The 18,501-nt window shown below is 37.3% G+C and carries 16 protein-coding genes; 6 read left to right on the plus strand and 10 right to left on the minus strand.

The annotated features are described in order from the left end of the window. The first annotated feature begins 26 nt into the window (after positions 1 to 26). From ACYSN2_RS08105 to ACYSN2_RS08115, 3 genes are all read left to right on the plus strand, one after another. A complete protein-coding gene (locus tag ACYSN2_RS08105) occupies positions 27 to 491 on the plus strand; it encodes an NUDIX hydrolase (RefSeq protein WP_461749748.1) in 465 nt (154 codons plus the stop codon). 82 nt (positions 492 to 573) lie between these two features. After that, positions 574 to 1,248, plus strand: a complete 675-nt coding sequence (locus ACYSN2_RS08110; protein WP_461749749.1) for an alpha/beta hydrolase — start codon at positions 574 to 576, stop codon at positions 1,246 to 1,248. 36 nt (positions 1,249 to 1,284) lie between these two features. Continuing rightward, positions 1,285 to 2,634: a CoA-disulfide reductase gene (locus ACYSN2_RS08115; protein WP_461749750.1), complete on the plus strand. Its 1,350-nt coding sequence runs from the start codon at positions 1,285 to 1,287 to the stop codon at positions 2,632 to 2,634. A gap of 162 nt (positions 2,635 to 2,796) precedes the next feature. Here the strand turns inward: ACYSN2_RS08115 and ACYSN2_RS08120 are convergent, their stop codons facing one another. The 4 genes from ACYSN2_RS08120 to ACYSN2_RS08135 all read right to left on the minus strand — a co-directional run bounded on the left by ACYSN2_RS08120 (position 2,797) and on the right by ACYSN2_RS08135 (position 7,898). Then, complete coding sequence (locus tag ACYSN2_RS08120; protein WP_461749751.1) at positions 2,797 to 3,876, minus strand: hypothetical protein; 1,080 nt, start codon at positions 3,874 to 3,876, stop codon at positions 2,797 to 2,799. A 75-nt stretch (positions 3,877 to 3,951) separates the two neighbouring features. Continuing rightward, entirely contained in the window at positions 3,952 to 4,662 is a 711-nt protein-coding gene (locus tag ACYSN2_RS08125) for a fimbrial biogenesis chaperone (protein WP_461749752.1), read from the minus strand. A 9-nt stretch (positions 4,663 to 4,671) separates the two neighbouring features. Then, the gene (locus tag ACYSN2_RS08130) at positions 4,672 to 7,191 is read right to left on the minus strand and encodes a fimbria/pilus outer membrane usher protein (RefSeq protein ID WP_461749753.1); all 2,520 of its coding nucleotides are present in this window, start codon (positions 7,189 to 7,191) and stop codon (positions 4,672 to 4,674) included. 152 nt (positions 7,192 to 7,343) lie between these two features. Continuing rightward, positions 7,344 to 7,898, minus strand: coding sequence for a fimbrial protein (locus ACYSN2_RS08135; protein ID WP_461749754.1), 555 nt, complete (start codon positions 7,896 to 7,898; stop codon positions 7,344 to 7,346). A gap of 569 nt (positions 7,899 to 8,467) precedes the next feature. Between ACYSN2_RS08135 and ACYSN2_RS08140 the strand changes: the two genes are divergently transcribed. Both ACYSN2_RS08140 and ACYSN2_RS08145 read left to right on the plus strand, forming a co-directional pair. After that, on the plus strand, positions 8,468 to 9,223 hold the full coding sequence (locus ACYSN2_RS08140) for a MipA/OmpV family protein (protein WP_461749755.1): 756 nt from the start codon (positions 8,468 to 8,470) through the stop codon (positions 9,221 to 9,223). A 366-nt stretch (positions 9,224 to 9,589) separates the two neighbouring features. Further along, the gene (locus tag ACYSN2_RS08145; RefSeq protein WP_461749756.1) at positions 9,590 to 10,297 is read left to right on the plus strand and encodes a FadR/GntR family transcriptional regulator; all 708 of its coding nucleotides are present in this window, start codon (positions 9,590 to 9,592) and stop codon (positions 10,295 to 10,297) included. Between the two features lie 291 nt (positions 10,298 to 10,588). Here the strand turns inward: ACYSN2_RS08145 and ACYSN2_RS08150 are convergent, their stop codons facing one another. The 6 genes from ACYSN2_RS08150 to ACYSN2_RS08175 all read right to left on the minus strand — a co-directional run bounded on the left by ACYSN2_RS08150 (position 10,589) and on the right by ACYSN2_RS08175 (position 17,625). Continuing rightward, entirely contained in the window at positions 10,589 to 11,299 is a 711-nt protein-coding gene (locus ACYSN2_RS08150) for a LysE family transporter (RefSeq protein ID WP_461749757.1), read from the minus strand. Between the two features lie 204 nt (positions 11,300 to 11,503). Beyond that, positions 11,504 to 12,409: a Kdo hydroxylase family protein gene (locus ACYSN2_RS08155; protein WP_461749758.1), complete on the minus strand. Its 906-nt coding sequence runs from the start codon at positions 12,407 to 12,409 to the stop codon at positions 11,504 to 11,506. Between the two features lie 224 nt (positions 12,410 to 12,633). Next, positions 12,634 to 13,851: an anhydro-N-acetylmuramic acid kinase AnmK gene (anmK, locus tag ACYSN2_RS08160; RefSeq protein ID WP_461749759.1), complete on the minus strand. Its 1,218-nt coding sequence runs from the start codon at positions 13,849 to 13,851 to the stop codon at positions 12,634 to 12,636. 29 nt (positions 13,852 to 13,880) lie between these two features. Then, positions 13,881 to 14,846 carry an N-acetylmuramic acid 6-phosphate etherase gene (gene murQ, locus ACYSN2_RS08165; protein ID WP_461749760.1) on the minus strand — a complete coding sequence of 322 codons (966 nt, stop codon included), beginning with the start codon at positions 14,844 to 14,846 and terminating at the stop codon, positions 13,881 to 13,883. A 207-nt stretch (positions 14,847 to 15,053) separates the two neighbouring features. Beyond that, positions 15,054 to 15,782, minus strand: a complete 729-nt coding sequence (locus ACYSN2_RS08170) for an outer membrane protein (protein WP_461749761.1) — start codon at positions 15,780 to 15,782, stop codon at positions 15,054 to 15,056. A gap of 253 nt (positions 15,783 to 16,035) precedes the next feature. After that, entirely contained in the window at positions 16,036 to 17,625 is a 1,590-nt protein-coding gene (locus tag ACYSN2_RS08175; RefSeq protein WP_461749762.1) for a peptide chain release factor 3, read from the minus strand. Positions 17,626 to 17,816: 191 nt separating this feature from the next. Here ACYSN2_RS08175 and ACYSN2_RS08180 point away from each other — a divergent pair, with 191 nt between their 5' ends. Then, positions 17,817 to 18,260 carry a universal stress protein gene (locus tag ACYSN2_RS08180; RefSeq protein WP_461749763.1) on the plus strand — a complete coding sequence of 148 codons (444 nt, stop codon included), beginning with the start codon at positions 17,817 to 17,819 and terminating at the stop codon, positions 18,258 to 18,260. Positions 18,261 to 18,501: the final 241 nt, after the last annotated feature.

An 18,501-nucleotide genomic window follows, 5' to 3' on the forward strand; every position in this document is an offset into this window, starting at 1 on the left:
TATTATTAAAAATACAATCATTTATTATGACTATTGACGAATCTAAACTCTTTATTCTCGCAGCCGGCATTATCATTGATCCTAAAGGCCGATTACTTATCGTTCGAAAGCAAGATACTCAAAAATATATGTTACCGGGCGGAAAAATAGATGCAGGAGAAACACCGATTCAAGCATTAATGCGAGAACTATATGAAGAGGTCAATATTCAAATTCCTCCGGCACTTGCACACTTCATTAAAGAATATGAAGCGCCGGCAGCGAACGAACCTGGATATTTCATCCGATCGAATCTATTTTTCATCTTGTTGCCGGAAGCGGTAAATATCACGCCGGCATCTGAGATTGCCGAAGCGCTCTGGATTACGCCTCAAGATATTCCCAATTTTGATTTCGCGCCCTTAATGACCAGTTTTGTCATTCCAACATGGCTCGATTTAATCGAAAATATGGGTCCAAGCTTAGGATTTGATCTACATCTCAATGCCTAAATATCTATAAAAAGATCGACAAAAAGTCATTACAACGATCGATTCATCAGGCAATTCCCACAATTGTACGAAGGAGAGAATTATGGAATCCCCAATTATTTTAAACCCCAAACAACCTGCAGATTCAGCGGTTATTTGGCTTCATGGACTTGGCGCAAGTAAAGAAGATTTTTTACCGGTTGCCGAAATATTGCAAGCTCGTGTTTTACCGAATACTCGCTTTATTCTCCCGCAAGCGCCTGTTCGTCCTGTGACGCTTAATAATGGTTTTCCAATGCCGTCTTGGTACGATATTATTGCGCTCACTTCGCCAAGAGAGATTAAACAATCAGAATTAGATGAATCGAGCCAAACGATTATCGGGCTTATTGAAGATGAAGTTGCGAAAGGGATTCCATTAAATCGTATTATCCTTGCCGGCTTTTCACAAGGTGGCGCCGTTGCATTTAATACGGCATTTATCGCTTATGACAAATCCATCGGTGGCGTGATGGCGCTCTCTACGTATAGCGCAACCTTTGATGATTCTCTAAATATTAGTGATGAGAAAAAAAGCATTCCAACGCTTCATCTGCACGGTTCTTTAGATGATGTTGTGAATATTGAGCTTGGCAAAAAAGCTGAAGAATTCTTAAGATCTCGTGGCATTCAAACGACTTGGCATGATTATCCGATGCGCCATGAAGTCATTAATGAAGAGCTACAAGATATTGCCAATTGGTTAGTTGAACTGCTCAATCCAGCATCACAACCTTAGATCACGAAAAAAGATTTAAAAAAGAAGGAGAAATATATGAATGCCCCTTTAAATATCGTAATTATTGGTGGAATCGCTACCGGAATGAGCGTTGCCGCAAAAGCTCGCAGAGAAAATCCTGAAGCGAATATTACGGTCATTGAAAAAGAGAACTATGTCTCATTTGGTGCTTGTGGATTACCTTACTATGTCGGCGGACAATTTGAAGATCCAAACTTCATGTTCGCACGAACGCCCAAGCAGATTGAGGAAAGTGGCATTCATCTTCTTTTAGAAACAGAAGCAATTCAGATTCAATTTGATGAGAAAATCGTAGAAGTGAGATCGATCAACACTCATGAAGTGGGCCAAATTTCGTATGATCGCTTAATGATTGCAACAGGAGCTTCCCCTAATGAGCTCAATGTTGCCGGCATGAGCGCTGAAAATCTCTATCGTCATACCAAATTACGAGATGCCGAAACTTTAAAAAAAGCACTTCATGAATATCAATCCATTACTGTCATTGGTGGTGGATTTATCGGCGTTGAAATTGCCGAACAACTTGCGTCACTTGGAAAGAAAGTCACTATTATTCAAGGTGGCGCCCATATTATGCAAGGCCCTTTTGATGAGGAATTTTCAGAACTCATTGAAAATTCATTACAAAAAGAGAAAATTAATGTTCTTCTTGGAGAAGTTGTCACAGGCTTCAAAATTGTGAACGATAAAATCACAAAAGTGATGACAACAGATGAACATCTTGCAACCGATGCCGTCATTATGGCCATTGGATTTCAGCCCAATACGGCATTTATTACCGATCCAAGGTTAGAGAAACTCCCCAATGGCGCAATTGTCATTAATCAATATGGGGAAACATCGATTCCCGATGTCTTTAGTGCCGGAGATTGTGCTTCAGTGCCGCATCGTCAATTAGGAAATCGCTATCTTCCGCTCGCAACGTATGCCAACAAATTAGGGAGAATCATCGGCCATAATATTGTGAGCGATCAACAAGATTATCTCTCATTCCCGGGAGCACTTGGTTCAAGCTTACTGAAGGTTGGGAGATATGAAGCGGGTAGTACAGGATTAACAGAAAACATGGCGAAAGATGCCGGTATTCCTTACAAAACAACGCTCATTAAAACGAAAAATCACACTAATTATTATAAAGGGCAAGCGACGCTTACGATCAAGCTTCTCTATAGCCCTGAATCAAAAGTGCTCTTAGGTGCGCAAATTTTTGGTCGTAAAGGCGCAGCGCTTCGTTTACATTCATTCAGCATTGCCATTCATGCCGGCATTACAACAGATGAATTAGGATTTATCGATTTAGGATATGCGCCCCCGTTCACAACGACTTGGGAAGCGATTAATATTGTGGCGAATACTGCGAAGTAACATTGATTCGCTCTTAATGATAAACATAAAAACACTCAAGATAAAAGAGGATTGCCTATATTGGGCAATCCTCTTTTTTTGCTCTTTCTGAAACCCATTTCATGATTCTATTAATCCAATGAATCATATAAAGCTGTAAGAATCGATACTCAATTAATAGCTTTAAAGTATTTCAAATATATAGCGAATACTCCCATTAAACGGCCCTTCTACAGATTGGGTATTAGCATCTTTTTTCAGAACTGCAACATATTCTTCTCTTACTGGCGTTGGCATCGAGTTTCCAACCCTTGGTGGAATCGCCTGAACTCTTGACGGCATTCCATAAGTAACCGGCGTATCGTTAGGGGATTTAACTAAAGACAAATCAAATCCATTACTCAAACGCATCGCTGTACCGTTATACGTTCCATTCGGTACAAATCTAATATTTCCAACGATGCTTTCTTGACATGCCGTACCTGCATTTTGTTGATAGGTAATTGAAAATGGTCTTCGTACTTCAATATCACCTTGCCTTACAGGTACAGTCCCAAAGTTAATAATTTGAGGACTAACAGTGACAGTCATATTATTTGTATTACATGGATCTAGTCGTTGCTGTAGCACTAAACGGTTATCTCCATAAATAAACCTCACATTACCAGGCCCTTCAGGACCTGGTGCTACTGCTTGTCCTGTTGGCCAATACGAGACCCTTACAAATCGATAAGTAAGAGGCGGAGGTGGCCTCAAGAGCCATCCATCTGACACTAAATACCGAGGATCTGCCTTAATTTGTATCACAAATTCTGCTCCATCTAATCTCTCACTAGTAGGATTTTGTCGTCCATACAGATTATCATTAGGAAGGTCCAAAATTGTACGCCCCCAAGTATTCATAAATTCGCCTGTATCTTCATTATTACCTCGCGCATTATATTCATGCAGAATATTAATCTCTGCCCTACGAGTTCCCAAAGCTTGATACCATGGATCTAAACTAGTAGAACCTACTGCAAGACTAAGCTGAGCTGAAGTTCCTCGGTCACATTGCACTCGCATTTCTGGTGTTTCAACAGGGTATGCGGTTGATTCCCCATCTCCCCAGTTTTGGAATATCATTGTTTCGACCACTCCTAAATCTGGTCCTGTTTCTATTTGTCCATTGGGTACGACTACACATCTCGCATAAGTAACACTACTCATCATGCTTAACAACAATATAGGGAAATATTTCCCTACTTTTTTCATCTGTTTCATATCATTAAACCTATTTCTAGTAAATGTTGATATCAATGCTATTCAAAATATTTTGATACGACATCGAATAGGAAATTATTTTCTTTCTTCCGTAATCACACGACAATCATTCGTGTTACAACTAAAATTAATACTCTTTGCTCCGCCTTGATCATTCACAATATGAATAATCGGCGTACCATTTCCTAACTTAACATTCACTTTTTCAGTAGAAAATGGTTTTAAAATAATATCTCTCTCTTGCAATTTTTTATTAGTCGTAGAAGAAAAACCATAAATAATCACATGGTATGCGGTAGGATTCTGGATTGTTAAACCGTTACTTGTTTTTTGAACTTGTAGTTCTTCTACCCAACCTTGCTGAGGATATTTAGGTAAGCCTTTCGGACGGTAAAATAATTTTAGTTTAGATTGAATCACAATATTAACTTGATTCTGACCACCATCTTTTGGGGGAACGCCCAAAGCATTAAAGTAATAAAGACTCTCTCTATCTGTTGGTAAAGAACTCGCATTTCCTACTAGCTCTACTTTAATCTGTTTTTCCTGTCCAGGATTTAATCTCTGTACGATTGGAAGCGCGATTAAAGGCTGAGTAATCTTATTACCCTTTTCATCTTCTATCCATGATTGAGCTAAAAAAGGTAACGTTTTATTAGGATTAATCGCAGTGATTGTTTGAGACTTAGATTTATCCATATCCAAAATGACACGCGTTCTATCAAATGATATTTGTGCAAAAGCAAAATTTAAGATAAATAGACTAAAAAAAAGTATTTTTTTCATAATTTTTTACTACTCCGTATAACAGATAACTGTTTCAAATTCATTCAGATGAGGGGTGGTTATTTTTAAATTACAAGATTGATTATTACCCCATTTAATTGAATATTCCGATTTATTATTTAACCCTGTTAAATATGTTAAACCATTTTCTGAGACAATCCCTACTTCCGTATTAGCACCATTTTCTCGATAAACAGTTGCACCAAAAGGAGGATGACTACCATTAGATAATACAATTGTAATAATCGCTTTTTCCCCAGTGACCGTATCCAGTACTCGATAACCAATCGCCCCATCTGTTAAAGCAACTTCAATGACATTATCTTCAATTGAGACATTATCAGGTAAATTATCAATATCGACTTTATAGGTCATATTATAGTAGTTGGGAACATTACTAATTCCTGCCATTCCAAATAAGTTACTTCTATCTTCATTTGAGTATCCCACTTGAACTCCTGGCGCTCCTGTATCAACTATTAATCTTGATGCATCTTCATACACTCTTTTATGTGTCGCAACACCCGATTTTGTGACCGTAATTGAACCATCAAATCCAGCTGAGAAATATTTTCTATCAGTGGTATAGTTGCCAGACGTACTCACTCTTCCAAAATATAGATCTTTATCAAATGACCCCGTAACTCCGAACTCGGAACTACCGCTAAAATCTCTTTTTCCTGAACTAAATACCCCAGCCGTCATATTTCCACCATAAACCTTGTCAAAATAGGTCACTTCTTGTGTCAAATATTCAGAGGTGTCTTGATAACGTGCGTTATATTGCACCCTACTATTTCGCTCTTGATTCAGAGGAATCGTAATAAACATTCCGATTTGATTATCTTTAATTCCTCGAATATCCGTATTTCTTGCTGCCGTTAACTGCAAAGAAGCTCCTTCAAAAAAACCTTTATTTAACTGCTTATTAAAGGAGAGAGAATAGTTAGAAATACTCTGCTGGTTCCAATAAGTTCCTTTGGTCATACTTACAGATACACTACTACTAATCTCAGGGATTGATTGCGATAAACTTAAAGTAACTCTATTTTTTTCAAGGGCTGTAAATCTATTTTGATGTGTTTTCATATCTAAATAGTTATGAATAGAGGTATAGTTTCGGCTTGAAAAGCGATACCCAACAAGATTTAAGTTTGTATTGGAAGTAAATCTTTTTGCGTAGTTAAAACGTAAACTGTGCCCTTTCATATCTCTACTAGGATCTGCTTTATTTTTTGACTGAGTAATATCAAAAGAAACAGCGCCAATAATCCCTAAGCTTGCACCTATACCTGCATTTAAAGCTATATAGTCACCATTCGTTGTAAATTGGGTTCCACCATATAAAGAAATAATATTACTTAATCCATACGATGCATCCCCAGAGAAAAATTTGTCCTTTACTTTCCCGCGCTCAGAATGAGATTGATAAGGATTTAATTCCCCAGCATTTAAAGAATAACGGACCGCACCTTTTCTTGTTAAAAAAGGAACATGAGCGATATCTACTTGATAGGTACGAATGCCTCCACCCGACTCCTCAATCTCAACATCGATCGTTCCTGAAATATAGGAGGGTAAATCCGCAATAGCAAATGCTCCTGCAGGAACTTGTACTGTTCTAAGGATAACACCATATTGTTTTAAAGTAACAATCGCATCAGTATTGGCAACTCCCGTAACTTCAGGTGCATATCCTCTCAGATATGATGGCATCATATCTGCATCTGTAAAAAGACTGACACCTTTAAATCTCACACTATCAAAGACATTACTACGACTAAATAGTTCCCCTCCATATAATTTTGCATTGAGGGAACCAATATCCATAAAGGCATACTTTTGTACCAATTCTAATTTATCTTGTTTGGTATTATCTGAATTATATTGGTAGTTAACACGGAATCTTATATCTTTAAGATTCGCGCCAATAGTACCATAGCTTCTAATCGTCGTATCTGATGAACGTCCTTTATTCTTATTATACGTTCCTAAAATACTATAATCTAAAAATACCCCAGATACTCCAGAATCTCTATCTTCAGGTTCAATCCAATCTCTATCTACTCGATCTAAAAATAAGTGTGGCACTGTAATATGTACCGTTTCATTATTCTCATCAAAATATAATTGAACATTCTCATCTAGATTTATAATCCCCAAACACTCACCAGCGTCTGTGCTATGGATTATATCCTCCGATAATCGAGTTTTTATCTCTTTTTTAAGAGGTAATTTTTTAATAAATTGAGGTGTAAAACAGAGCTCATCTACGGAATTCTGTTGATATATATAGATGACTTCTCTTTGCAAAATGGGCATTCCGTTCACAAGAATATCCGCACGTCTTTCGCCTGTAAATCCTTCGTTTCCACCTTCAAATGCACTTAAATCAATATTCTCAAGCCCCATATCTGCAAGTATCCGGTCATCAAATTCGAAAGAGTGACCTACTCCTGCAATACTGAGATAAAACAGCGCTGAGAATAGCATTCTGCTTTTACTGTTCCTGAAATTCAATGTAACCATTACTTTACTCACATATGCATTGATCTATAAAAAAAGCACCCTTACAATTGCAGAGTGCTTTTTTTTTATAAAAACTCATTGTCATTTCATATCTTGTTAAAGCTATGAAAAAAAAAGAGTTTAATTACTCATAAAGCCATTGAAGCTAAGTATTATCTATACACAGCAACAAAGTTAAGTAATGTTCCAACTGAACCTTCTGTTGCTTCACCAGTTGCAACCATACGTCCACGAACATCAAATTGTGTTGAATTAGTACCATTTCCAAGGCTAGTAACGATCACGTTATCGCCACCAAGACCTGCAGGTGTTACTGCTTGCCCACCAATTTGAACTTCAACACCAACATTTTGTGAATCTAAACCATAAGTATTCGCCCAAAGATTTGGACCATTTGTTGCAGCTTGTCCAGCACCAATTGAAAGTTCGATTGATTTTGCAGCTGTCGGATCATCTGCTTCTAAACCTAAGTTGCAGTCTGAGAAAGTGATGTGCGCTGTACCCCATGGACCTGTATTTCCAGCTGCTGCTAATCTTTTAGTAGATACAGAACCTAAATCTACATTTGTGTTCGCTTGGTCAATTGTACAAGCTGCATTTGTAACGTCACCAGTGAATTCAATTGTTCCTACTGATTGTGTTTGTGCGAATGATGCTGAACCCATTGCAAGTGCAAATACTGATGCTGCTAATAATGTTTTTTTCATGATTTATACCTTTTAAAACTTTAAAATATTTCAAATATTTGATCATTCAGTACTTGTAAATATTTTTAAATCATGTATCCTTGCATCAAGTTGTAAGAAAACTTCAAGAATCATGTGTTGATATTTACATTTACTGCTGATAAATACTTTCGCTATATTTGCGAGATAACCTATTTATTCGCAAACACATACTAATTATATCTCCCCCTATATGTCAATATCGGGATGGGGATATTTTTGTTAAAAAAAATAATGGATTTCTCTAACCTCTAGAGATATCGGTGAATTGGTGTTTTTTAATAATCTCGAAAATAATTAAATTAAATTAACAAGTCTATTATTTTATTTATCACTTTATCTAAAACCATCCATTAATTATCATTTTTTCCCACAAAAAACTATTATAGAAAGTCTTTACCCTTAACGATGTGATAGAATTTTACGCACCACGATCGCCTTTCTATCAAAATTATTTTTAGGGAGCTTATCGTTTTATTTGAAAAAATTTACATTCAAATCACCACAATGGTTAATGCCCCTCCTCGAATTTAAAAGATCCAATGAATATTATGAAAAAAACTTTATTAGCAACCTCTCTAATCGCCTTCTTATTATCCCCCGCAATTGCAGAAGATAATTCTCTCAAAGGGCTCAGTATTGGTTTAGGAGTTGGCTATCAACAACAACCATTCGTCGGTGATAACTCAGAGTGGCTACCCGTTCCTCATTTGGAATATAAATCAGGAATGCTCTTTGTAAAAGGTTTAAAAATAGGATTAGATGTCATTGAACTAGATAATACAACTGTGGATGTCCATCTAAAATATCAAGCTCTAAATTTTAAACCTAGTGATTCTCATGGTGCATTTACACTATTGGACCGAAGAAAATCGACCATTCTCCTTGGAACAGGCATCAATCATCGCTTCAATAATAACGCTTTTGTTTCAGCGGAAATTAATGGCGATATCTTAGGCCATAGCAAAGGCTTAAATGCTGATGTTTCGGCGGGATATATCTATCAAGTCACCGAACACTTTACGTTGATTCCGAAAGCGGGATTAACCTGGGATAGCGACAAACATAATCGCTACTACTACGGCGTTTCAAAGGATGAATCACGTCGTACAGGCATTCAAGAATATCGCCCTGATTCCACAATTACACCGCATATTGCAGTAGGTATGATTGTAAAAGCCACGGATCGCTTTCATGTTTTTGGCGGTATGGAAATGAAGTTTTTACCAAGCAAAGTAAAAAATAGCCCGATCACTAATCGCTCAACACTTTCAAGTTTCGCATTAGGTATTAACTATAATTTCTAATTAAGAGATATCTAAAAATATCAATAATGACTTTTCAAAAGAGCTCTTGAAGCTCTTTTTTTATATCAGAAACTACCTTAAAAAGGATCTTTCAAAAATATTTTCTCAATTTGAATGATATAAATTAATTGCTCTAAATTTTTTTTTATGTAAAAGTGAATCTTGTGGAATCAAACTTTCATCTATGAATTAAAAACAGTAGAAATCTGTTTATAACATTTCATAAATATCATCAATAACAGTGCAATATTAACAATATTACAAAAACTCAAAACGACTTAAAAATGAAATAATACTAAAAATAAAAACCATAAAACACCGTTAGACATTGTTTACATTGATCTAACTAATATGAGGAGGAATCATATGAAATTATCAGTTACAGAGCGCTTACCCCATGAAGAAATCATTGTCGATTTTATGGAAATGATTGAAACTGGCGCTTTTCTTCCCGGTGAAACTCTCCCCGATCTTGCTCAAATCGCTACAGATCTTCAGAAACCGGAAGCAGATATCCTACAAGCTATTCAAGTCATGAAGAGTGAAAATATTTTTCTAGATCGTGAAGGCTTGCTCTTCTTAACACAAAATGACAAAGACCTCATACTCAGTCGTCTTAAGAATCGAGTTCTCAATATTCATTCAACGGATATTATCGATCTCTTAGAAATCCGAGAAGGCTTAGAAACTCGCGCCTTTGCACTAGCAACTGAGCGGGCAACCAATGATGATTTACGAAATATTGAAGAAGCTCTTATTGCATTAGAAGAGCGGATCAAGCTCCGAAAAGCTGCAACAAAAGAGGATCTTAGATTCCATCTCGCACTAGTGAGAGCCAGCCATAATCCGACAATGGTGAATGTTGTTGAAATCATCTTCAGACAACTTTTTGATTCTTTAAATGAAACAAGAACAACTGTTAGAAAACTCGTTAATGTCGATTACTTCGTAGATATTCATAGAGAACTCTATAATGCTCTTCTCGCTCGCGATGCAGAGAAAGGGGTTAAACTCATGAAATCTCATATCGAAGATACAATTGGTTTATATCAATTACCGCCAAATAGTAATTAATATAATTCTTCCAAATCAATACAGAACTAACACTTTCCTTAATCAAACAAGCTCATCATATTAGTGATGAGCTTGTTTCTATCCTATTTTTTCTATCCAAGTTTCTGCTGAATCTCAATCTTCTTATCCTGAGTTATGCACATTTTCTATGGATAACTTTTAGGACAACTCTGCGCATGATGGAATCATAACTTATAACAAATTGATTCTAATAGATTTCCATAAATCCTTTGTTATCCGCAATATTATGACCGATGTGGATACTCTATTCTCCTCAGATCTCAACTGCACTTATGCCATAAACTGTATCATCGCTTGGTAAATTAAGTTAATACTAAAGCCTAAAAAGAAAATACCGGCAATTCCATCAATATAAATACTCACTTTTTGATAGATCGCTTTTAATTTCGGTAATGAAAAGAGCGTTGCGACAATCATAAACCATAAGAAAGTTTCTAATACCACAAGCGCAAATATCTCTAGTCGCACAATATCCGAAACCTGATCTCCTACAAATAATACAAATACACTTCCAAAGTAAATTAACGCTTTAGGGTTTGCTAAGTTTGTGAATAAGCCTTTTAATAGCAACTTATTATGATATTTCTTTTCAATCTCCGTGGTTTTTATAGTTTCAGCACAATCTTCTTCTGCATGCTCTGTATTGATATCTTGAATTTCAGACTGTTTTTTCCGAGCTTTTATCTGCACAAAACTAGAATTTAAAAGTAGATATGCTAAATAGCTTAAGTAGGCTCCGCCAGCACAATAGAGTACGGTTTGAATCCACGGCATTTTTTCCACTAACACATGCAATCCCAGCAGAGCGATAACCGCCCAAACTGCAACACCTAATGTGATCCCTATCACTGTCATCAATGCTTCTCTACGTGAATGACTTACGGCGATTTGCGTCACTAAGAAAAAATCGGGTCCCGGCGTAATAAGCGCCATAAAATGAATACCGGCAACCATGATTAGGAGCATTATAACTTCATACATTTTTCTATTATCCTCTTTCTTATCTTTATGATATTCATTGTGATACTCATAGGGCTCAATCTATTTTGACAATATAGGCATTTAAGCTCATGAATCATTGCACGTCGATATTATTGACAAAATTTGTACTATTTTGATCAAAAAAAATACTGACAGACATTCTATCAGTATTTTTGATTTCATTGAGAGGATTTCTAGAGAAAACTACACTAAATTTTTTCCCATCATTTTCTCTAAAGTTTTCAATGGGGATTGTGAACTATCCACCATATCATCCACATCTAGAAGAAAAGTTTGCTCTAACATATATTGTCCGCTCATTGCCGCATGAGGTGTTTGATCTGAAAAACAAATCCAGGTTGATCCCGGCTGAAAATCAATATCCCATTGCACGCCTTGATCTTGATAATTTTGATCTTCTTTCATCATGTCATGAAACTGTAACATTACATGATCATAATGTGTCCGTCGACTTTTAGTAATTTTGAGAACTTCTAACAACGTCGCACTCATGGATGAATAGCCTTTTACGTGGGGTAAAAGTCTCTTCGCGAGCTCCGGAAATGGCTCACCAACTCGCCATTTTCTGGGTTCTCCATGAGGATTTATATTATTAAAAATACGAACAATCCGTTTTCCCTGAAGCGGTCTTGAAGGAAACGCATCCACATGCAGCCTTCGATCATCCTTACGGAAAGAGTGATTACTGCTCCACGTATCTACTGCATTTAAACGAAGTGTATTCATCGGACTATGCAGTTTTCCTCGATATTCCGGTATTAAATCCGTTAAAAGCTGATAACTCGTTTCCGCATAACGTTTGAGTAATGCTTTCAGTGCTTCTCTCTTTTCAGGTGAAACATCTTCCGCAACTCCTCGAATAGAATCCTGATCTGCCTGATACATAATATTTTTACGCTTGGGACTGACCAAACTAGGATCAAGTAGTGTTTGTTCTGCATCACTTAAAGGAAACTTCAATGATGGAAAATAGAGCACTTCCCCTTTTTCTAGATTGGTAACAACCTGCTCTGTTGAATCCTTGTCTACTTTCCATTTACTATGATTTAACTCCAAAATAGGAGCACTATTTTGTCTGATATTCTTCAATCGATCATTCCTGCCTTTATATAGCTATATTTATTCAAAATTCCTATCCACTATTTCAGGAATAGATACCTTCAAATTTCAGATAATGCCTTTAATGATCTAACGTCCTATTTGAGTAATACACTCAAACAAGAATAATATCAAAAAAGAATAATATCAAAAAAGAATAATTATCAAATGTATATTTTAGCATTATTAAAGCACTGAATTGGTATTTAATATCATTAAATACCAAAAGGATTAGGACAAACTTGACCTATCACAACTGGATGCTCAGCTCCTGTTGCTTTGGGGATATTTCCAAAATGCCGTAACTGCGTTTGATATCCCAAAATTGCAAATGCCATTGCCTCTTTCGCATCGCTTGAAATGCCGATATCTTCATTCGTTAAGATTTTTTGTGCCGGCAATTCTAATTGTAGATATTCCAATAGTGCCAAATTATAAGCACCCCCTCCGCTAATAATGACTTCCTCTATATTTTGCGTCGGAAAAATGAACTGACGATAGCTCTCTGCGATCGTAAATGCCGTGAACTTGGTCAACGTATGAATAATATCCTCCGCTTTTCTAGCCGAATATTTTTGCAATAAATGATGTGTGAAATCTTCGCCAAATAGTTCTCTTCCCGTGGATTTTGGTGGTTTTTCTTGAAGATAAGGATGTGATTTTAACTCTGAAAATAGCGCTTCTATTAATGTTCCTTGTTGTGCGATTTCCCCACTTTCATCATATTCTTTTTGAAATAGATGCTTCATGCCAGCATTGATCATCATATTTCCAGGACCTGTATCAAATGCCCAAACATCTTCAATGCCGGCATTTTTCGGCATGATTGTCACATTACCAATTCCTCCAATATTTTGAAGTAATCGATTTTTATGGGAGTTTTGATACAGGACTAATTCGGTAAAAGGCACCAACGGCGCACCATCTCCGCCGGCAGCGATATCCATCATTCGAAAGTTAAAATAGACATCTGTTTTATGTTGATATGCTAAATATGATGGATCGCCAATTTGTAAAGTAGATGGCGTGAATCCCATTTTTACGGCATTTTTCTGCGGTAAATGATAAATCGTCTGTCCGTGAGATGCGATAAAATCGAGTTTTCCATGAAATCCCGAAAACTTCTCCGGCATTTCTTGTTGCAATGCTTTCACTTCAGCAAGCACGATTTCCACAACATCGGCATACAATTCCCCAAGCTCCATATTTAAGGAGCAAATGCCGGCAACGGTAGAAGTTTCGTTATAACATTCTTTTTGAATTTTAAGCTTTAAGGATTCCGCTAAAGGCTGTGAGAAAAAATGGAATAGCTCACATCTCGTGGCCAATCCTCTACCAGAAAGCTTCACAAATGCCGCATCAATGCCATCTAACGAAGTTCCTGTCATTAATCCAATCGCAAATTGTGGCTCTAAAATCAATTGTTTTACCATAGTTCATCACTCTTTTTCCCGTGCCATACTTAATCATGCAATATTTGATCTTGCAACGTTTGATCGGGTAACTTCTCGCCTTCTAATAACTGACGAATATGCCCATCATATTTCTCTAAAAGTACTATAGATTGAATATAATCAACTACTAATAACTTCATCACAATTGCACTTTTCACATGCCCTTTAGCTTCAAGTAGCAATGCAATCGCTTCCTCATAAGTACAATCTGTAATCTTCATCAGCATTTTTCGGGAACGCTCTTTCAATTTCTCATTGGTCGAGCGAACATCCACCATCCAATTACTATAAACCTTCCCAAGCTGAATCATACTGCCGGTCGATAACATATTTAACACCATCTTTTGCGCAGAACCTGATTTCATTCGAGTTGATCCTGTAATCACTTCCGCACCAACCACCGCTTCTATTTTAAAGTCCGCAATGTTACCAATCTCACTTTCTGAAACACAAGCAAATCCAATGGTTTTTGCCGAAAGGGATTTTGCATATTGAATGCCGGCAATACAATACGGCGTTCTGCCCGATGAGGCAATGGCACAGAGAATATCTTTCTCGTTAAAATGGATCGCTTTCAAATCCTCAATAACAGCATCAACGCTATCTTCGGCAGATTCTACAGGATGACGAAGCGCCCGATCTCCGCCGGCAATCATACCGATAACCATCTCTTCGCCAACGCCAAATGTCGGCAAACTCTCAGAAGCATCCAATACACCCAATCTGCCGGAAGTACCGGCGCCGATATAGACTAATCTTCCGCCCTGTTTAAGTTGCGTTACAATTGCATCAATGGCAATTGCGATCTCTCTTGAAGCATCCTTTACCGCAAGAATCACCGCCTGATCTTCCTCATTAATCAGCTGAACCATCTCTAAAGTAGGCAAAGTATCAATCTCAACGGTGCGAGGATTTCGGTTTTCAGTGCCGATTTTATCAAGAGAAATTTGGGCTTTTTTATCCACAACTACCATCCTTCATTATTTATTAGCTATTATTTTATGAGCCGATCACTACCATAAACTCCGCCTCAAACACTCTCTAGTATATCTAAGCTGATTTTTTTCTAAAGTATGAAAAAACCCTGATCAATATTGATCAAGGTTTGAGGTTTCCATACAAAAAGGATGTCTTGTAAAAAAGATACCATCAGAAAAATGGTCTCTCATGAACATTAAGAATTAATCAGGGAAAATGTAACGAATTCCAATATTGAATTCATTGGTGCGTACTTTAGATTTAGTATGTACTTCATGATGATACTTTTGTCCTGCGAAATTCAGATCTCCTGAGGTTTTTGCTTTTCCTAAATCTGTATAACGATAACTTGCATCAATCGAGAGATTATCTGTCACGTTATAAGCAACACCCGCCGTGACATTCCAAGCAAAGTTATTACTGCTTTTCGACAAAGTTTTTGACTCTCCTGCAAATTCAACACGATTATCTGCCTTCACCCGCGCATATCCTAAGCCTGCTCCAATATAAGGCACCCAATCAGAGCCCGTGTTGAAGTCATAATAAACATTCGCCATCACAAACTGTGACTTGATTTCACTACGATACGGCAATCTAGCTTCTGGAATGTTATTCCCAATACGATAATTTACATCGCCTTTCAATTTTGCCTTGCCATTATATCCATATTCGATTTCTGTCCGAATTTTGCTATCGCCCGCCGGTATTGCAAAACCGTATGCCAATCTTAAACCGGCAACTGTATGATTTTTCTTGTGATGAATTTCATTCACAAGACTCTCTTTATTTTGGTACGTTCCCGTTCCTGAAAATTTATTTTCAAGTATTACAACAGATGCTTTCCCTGAAATATATTGTTGAAAATCTTCCGCCATAGAGAGGTTTCCAAACACCGCAACTGAGATCACTGATCCTAATATTATCTTCTTCATATCCACCCTTTACAATTAAATTATAAATAATTATTTTAGTTTATCATTTAAAATAAAAATTTAAATATAAATACTTATTTTTATAAGCAATAAGATTATTAATATGGGGAAATGAAGAATGATTTTACCCTGACAATCAAAAAACGGATATGAATATAACTCATATCCGTTTACTAATAATTGTATATTTTCGAAGCCTTCTAAATCATCTTACAACCTAAAAGAAGATCTAAAAGTATTCTCTTCTACTGATTTAACCTTGAATCTCACGATACGCATCAAAGGTAATATCTGGGTAACGCTCTTGCGCTAAATGCAGATTTACTCTTGTCGGTGCGATATAGACATATTCGCCGTGATGATCAATCGCAAGGTTATCTTCCGCTTTACGGATAAACTCATCGAACTTCTTAGGATCTTTTGAATGAACCCAACGAGCCGTTGAAACATCCACATGTTCAAAAATACAATCCACGTTATATTCAAGTTTAAGGCGATGCGCTACTACGTCAAATTGTAGAATTCCCACAGCACCAATGATGAGATCATTGTTACGGCGTGGTTTGAAGAGCTGTGTTGCCCCTTCTTCACAAAGCTGTTGCAATCCACGCTCTAAATGTTTCATTTTAAGCGGATCACGAAGTCTTGCACGGCGGAATAGCTCCGGCGCAAAGTCGGGAATTCCTTTAAAGCTAATCTCTTCGCCTTCCGAGAAAGTATCACCGATACGAATCGTTCCGTGATTATAAATCCCGATAATATCGCCGGCATAAGCTTCTTCAAGATGCCCACGATCGGATGCCATAAAGGTTAATGCTTCCGGAATACGAATATTCTTACCAATACGAACATGACGAGCATTCATTCCCGGCGTATATTTTCCCGAGCAAACGCGCATAAAGGCGATTCTATCACGGTGGCGAGGATCCATATTCGCTTGGATTTTGAAAACAAATCCTGTTAATGGCTCTTCATCTGCCATTACATCACGAGTTTGAGTCGCTTGTTTTTTCGGTGATGGTGCGATCTCTACAAAGCCATCGAGCATCTCTTGAACACCAAAGTTCGTAATTGCTGAACCAAAGTATACCGGCGTTAAACGGCCTGCTAAATACTCTTCTAGATCAAATTCATGGCTTGCTGTTTTCACAAGTTCCACTTCTTCTCTAAATGCATTGGCACGATCTTCGCCCAATACTTCATCTAATTCTTTGCTATCTAATCCTTGAACAATACGACCTTTGCTCTTCGTACCACGTTCCACAGAATCATAGAGATGAATATAATCATCTAAAATATGATAAACACCTTTGAGATCACGCCCCATACCAATCGGCCATGTGACCGGCGCACAATTGATTTTGAGAACATCTTCAACTTCATCTAAAAGATCGATCGGATCTTTTCCATCACGGTCTAATTTATTGATGAACGTGATAATCGGCGTGTCACGAAGACGACAAACATTCATAAGTTTGATCGTTTGCTCTTCAACCCCGTTCGCGCAGTCAATCATCATTAATGCGGAATCCACTGCCGTCAATGTTCGATAGGTATCTTCCGAGAAGTCTTGGTGACCCGGCGTATCGAGAAGGTTGATCATACAATCACGGTACGGGAACTGCATCACAGATGATGTGACCGAAATCCCACGTTGTTGCTCAAGCTCCATCCAGTCTGATGTTGCATGACGTGCCGCTTTTCGTCCTTTTACCGATCCTGCAAGATTAATCGCGCCTCCAAAAAGAAGGAGCTTTTCAGTCATTGTGGTTTTACCGGCATCCGGATGGGCAATAATGGCAAAGGTTCTACGTTTTGCAACTTCTTTCGCTAATTTACTCATGATTGTAATTTTTTTAATAGGTTACTCAAAAACAGGTGTCAGCATTGTACACTTTTTTTCGAGCTAGGTCGTATTTTCAAATGATAGAAATTGCCAAAAACTCGATCTCTTGCTATAAGGAAATGAAGTGTCATCAATTCATAAAATAAGAAACGCTTATTACATTTACGCCATTATTGGAGATATCAAAAATGTCTGAAACAGAATATCAACACATTATTGTCGCTGTCGATCAATCCCCCGATGCTGAAAAAATCGGAAGACAAGCGCTTGTTGTTGCGAAACGTAATCATGCGAAAATTACGCTTCTCAATATTTTAGAAGGCATTAGTATTAGTGCCGGTTATGAATTAATGCCGATCATTCCACAAGTTTCCGATAGCGAGATTATTGCCGAAGCAAAAAAATCTATGCGTGAGCTTTCCATGAAACTCGGCATTCCAGATGCAGATACGATGGTGATTTCAGCGCTTTCTACTAAAGAAGGCATTCTTCGCGCTGCAGAAGAGCTTAAAGCAGATCTTTTAGTATTGGGTTCTCATACAAGATCAGGTTTAGGTGTTTTATTGGGTTCCACATCCGGTTCCATCATTAATGATTCCCCTTGTGATATTTTAACGGTGAAAGTTTCGTAAGATCATATACGTAAAATCATAGCTTTCATTAAGAAAAAATTGAAAAAACGCATGATGAGTTGAAAGGCATCATGCGTTTTTTGTTTTTAATCTCTTTTTCAACAGATCATTTTCAATAGATTGTTGAATGACTTATGCATGGCTTTTGAAGCAGAACCATCGCCGGAAGAATGGTTGCATACTTCTAGTTACTGCTTGCCGGCAAGTAAAAATGCATTAAAAATATCTTCTTGAAATTTAC

It is taken from the genome of Ignatzschineria sp. LJL83, assembly GCF_054871845.1.

Bases quoted from the DNA above. Each gene is read 5' to 3' on its own strand.
- ACYSN2_RS08105 (WP_461749748.1), top strand. From the start codon at position 27: ATGACTATTGACGAATCTAAACTCTTTATTCTCGCAGCCGGCATTATC.
- ACYSN2_RS08145 (WP_461749756.1), top strand. From the start codon at position 9,590: ATGAAATTATCAGTTACAGAGCGCTTACCCCATGAAGAAATCATTGTC.
- ACYSN2_RS08150 (WP_461749757.1), bottom strand. From the start codon at position 11,299: ATGTATGAAGTTATAATGCTCCTAATCATGGTTGCCGGTATTCATTTT.
- ACYSN2_RS08170 (WP_461749761.1), bottom strand. From the start codon at position 15,782: ATGAAGAAGATAATATTAGGATCAGTGATCTCAGTTGCGGTGTTTGGA.
- ACYSN2_RS08140 (WP_461749755.1), top strand. From the start codon at position 8,468: ATGAAAAAAACTTTATTAGCAACCTCTCTAATCGCCTTCTTATTATCC.
- ACYSN2_RS08130 (WP_461749753.1), bottom strand. From the start codon at position 7,191: ATGGTTACATTGAATTTCAGGAACAGTAAAAGCAGAATGCTATTCTCA.
- ACYSN2_RS08180 (WP_461749763.1), top strand. From the start codon at position 17,817: ATGTCTGAAACAGAATATCAACACATTATTGTCGCTGTCGATCAATCC.
- ACYSN2_RS08120 (WP_461749751.1), bottom strand. From the start codon at position 3,876: ATGAAACAGATGAAAAAAGTAGGGAAATATTTCCCTATATTGTTGTTA.
- ACYSN2_RS08175 (WP_461749762.1), bottom strand. From the start codon at position 17,625: ATGAGTAAATTAGCGAAAGAAGTTGCAAAACGTAGAACCTTTGCCATT.
- murQ (WP_461749760.1), bottom strand. From the start codon at position 14,846: ATGGTAGTTGTGGATAAAAAAGCCCAAATTTCTCTTGATAAAATCGGC.
- ACYSN2_RS08135 (WP_461749754.1), bottom strand. From the start codon at position 7,898: ATGAAAAAAACATTATTAGCAGCATCAGTATTTGCACTTGCAATGGGT.
- ACYSN2_RS08110 (WP_461749749.1), top strand. From the start codon at position 574: ATGGAATCCCCAATTATTTTAAACCCCAAACAACCTGCAGATTCAGCG.
- ACYSN2_RS08115 (WP_461749750.1), top strand. From the start codon at position 1,285: ATGAATGCCCCTTTAAATATCGTAATTATTGGTGGAATCGCTACCGGA.
- anmK (WP_461749759.1), bottom strand. From the start codon at position 13,851: ATGGTAAAACAATTGATTTTAGAGCCACAATTTGCGATTGGATTAATG.
- ACYSN2_RS08125 (WP_461749752.1), bottom strand. From the start codon at position 4,662: ATGAAAAAAATACTTTTTTTTAGTCTATTTATCTTAAATTTTGCTTTT.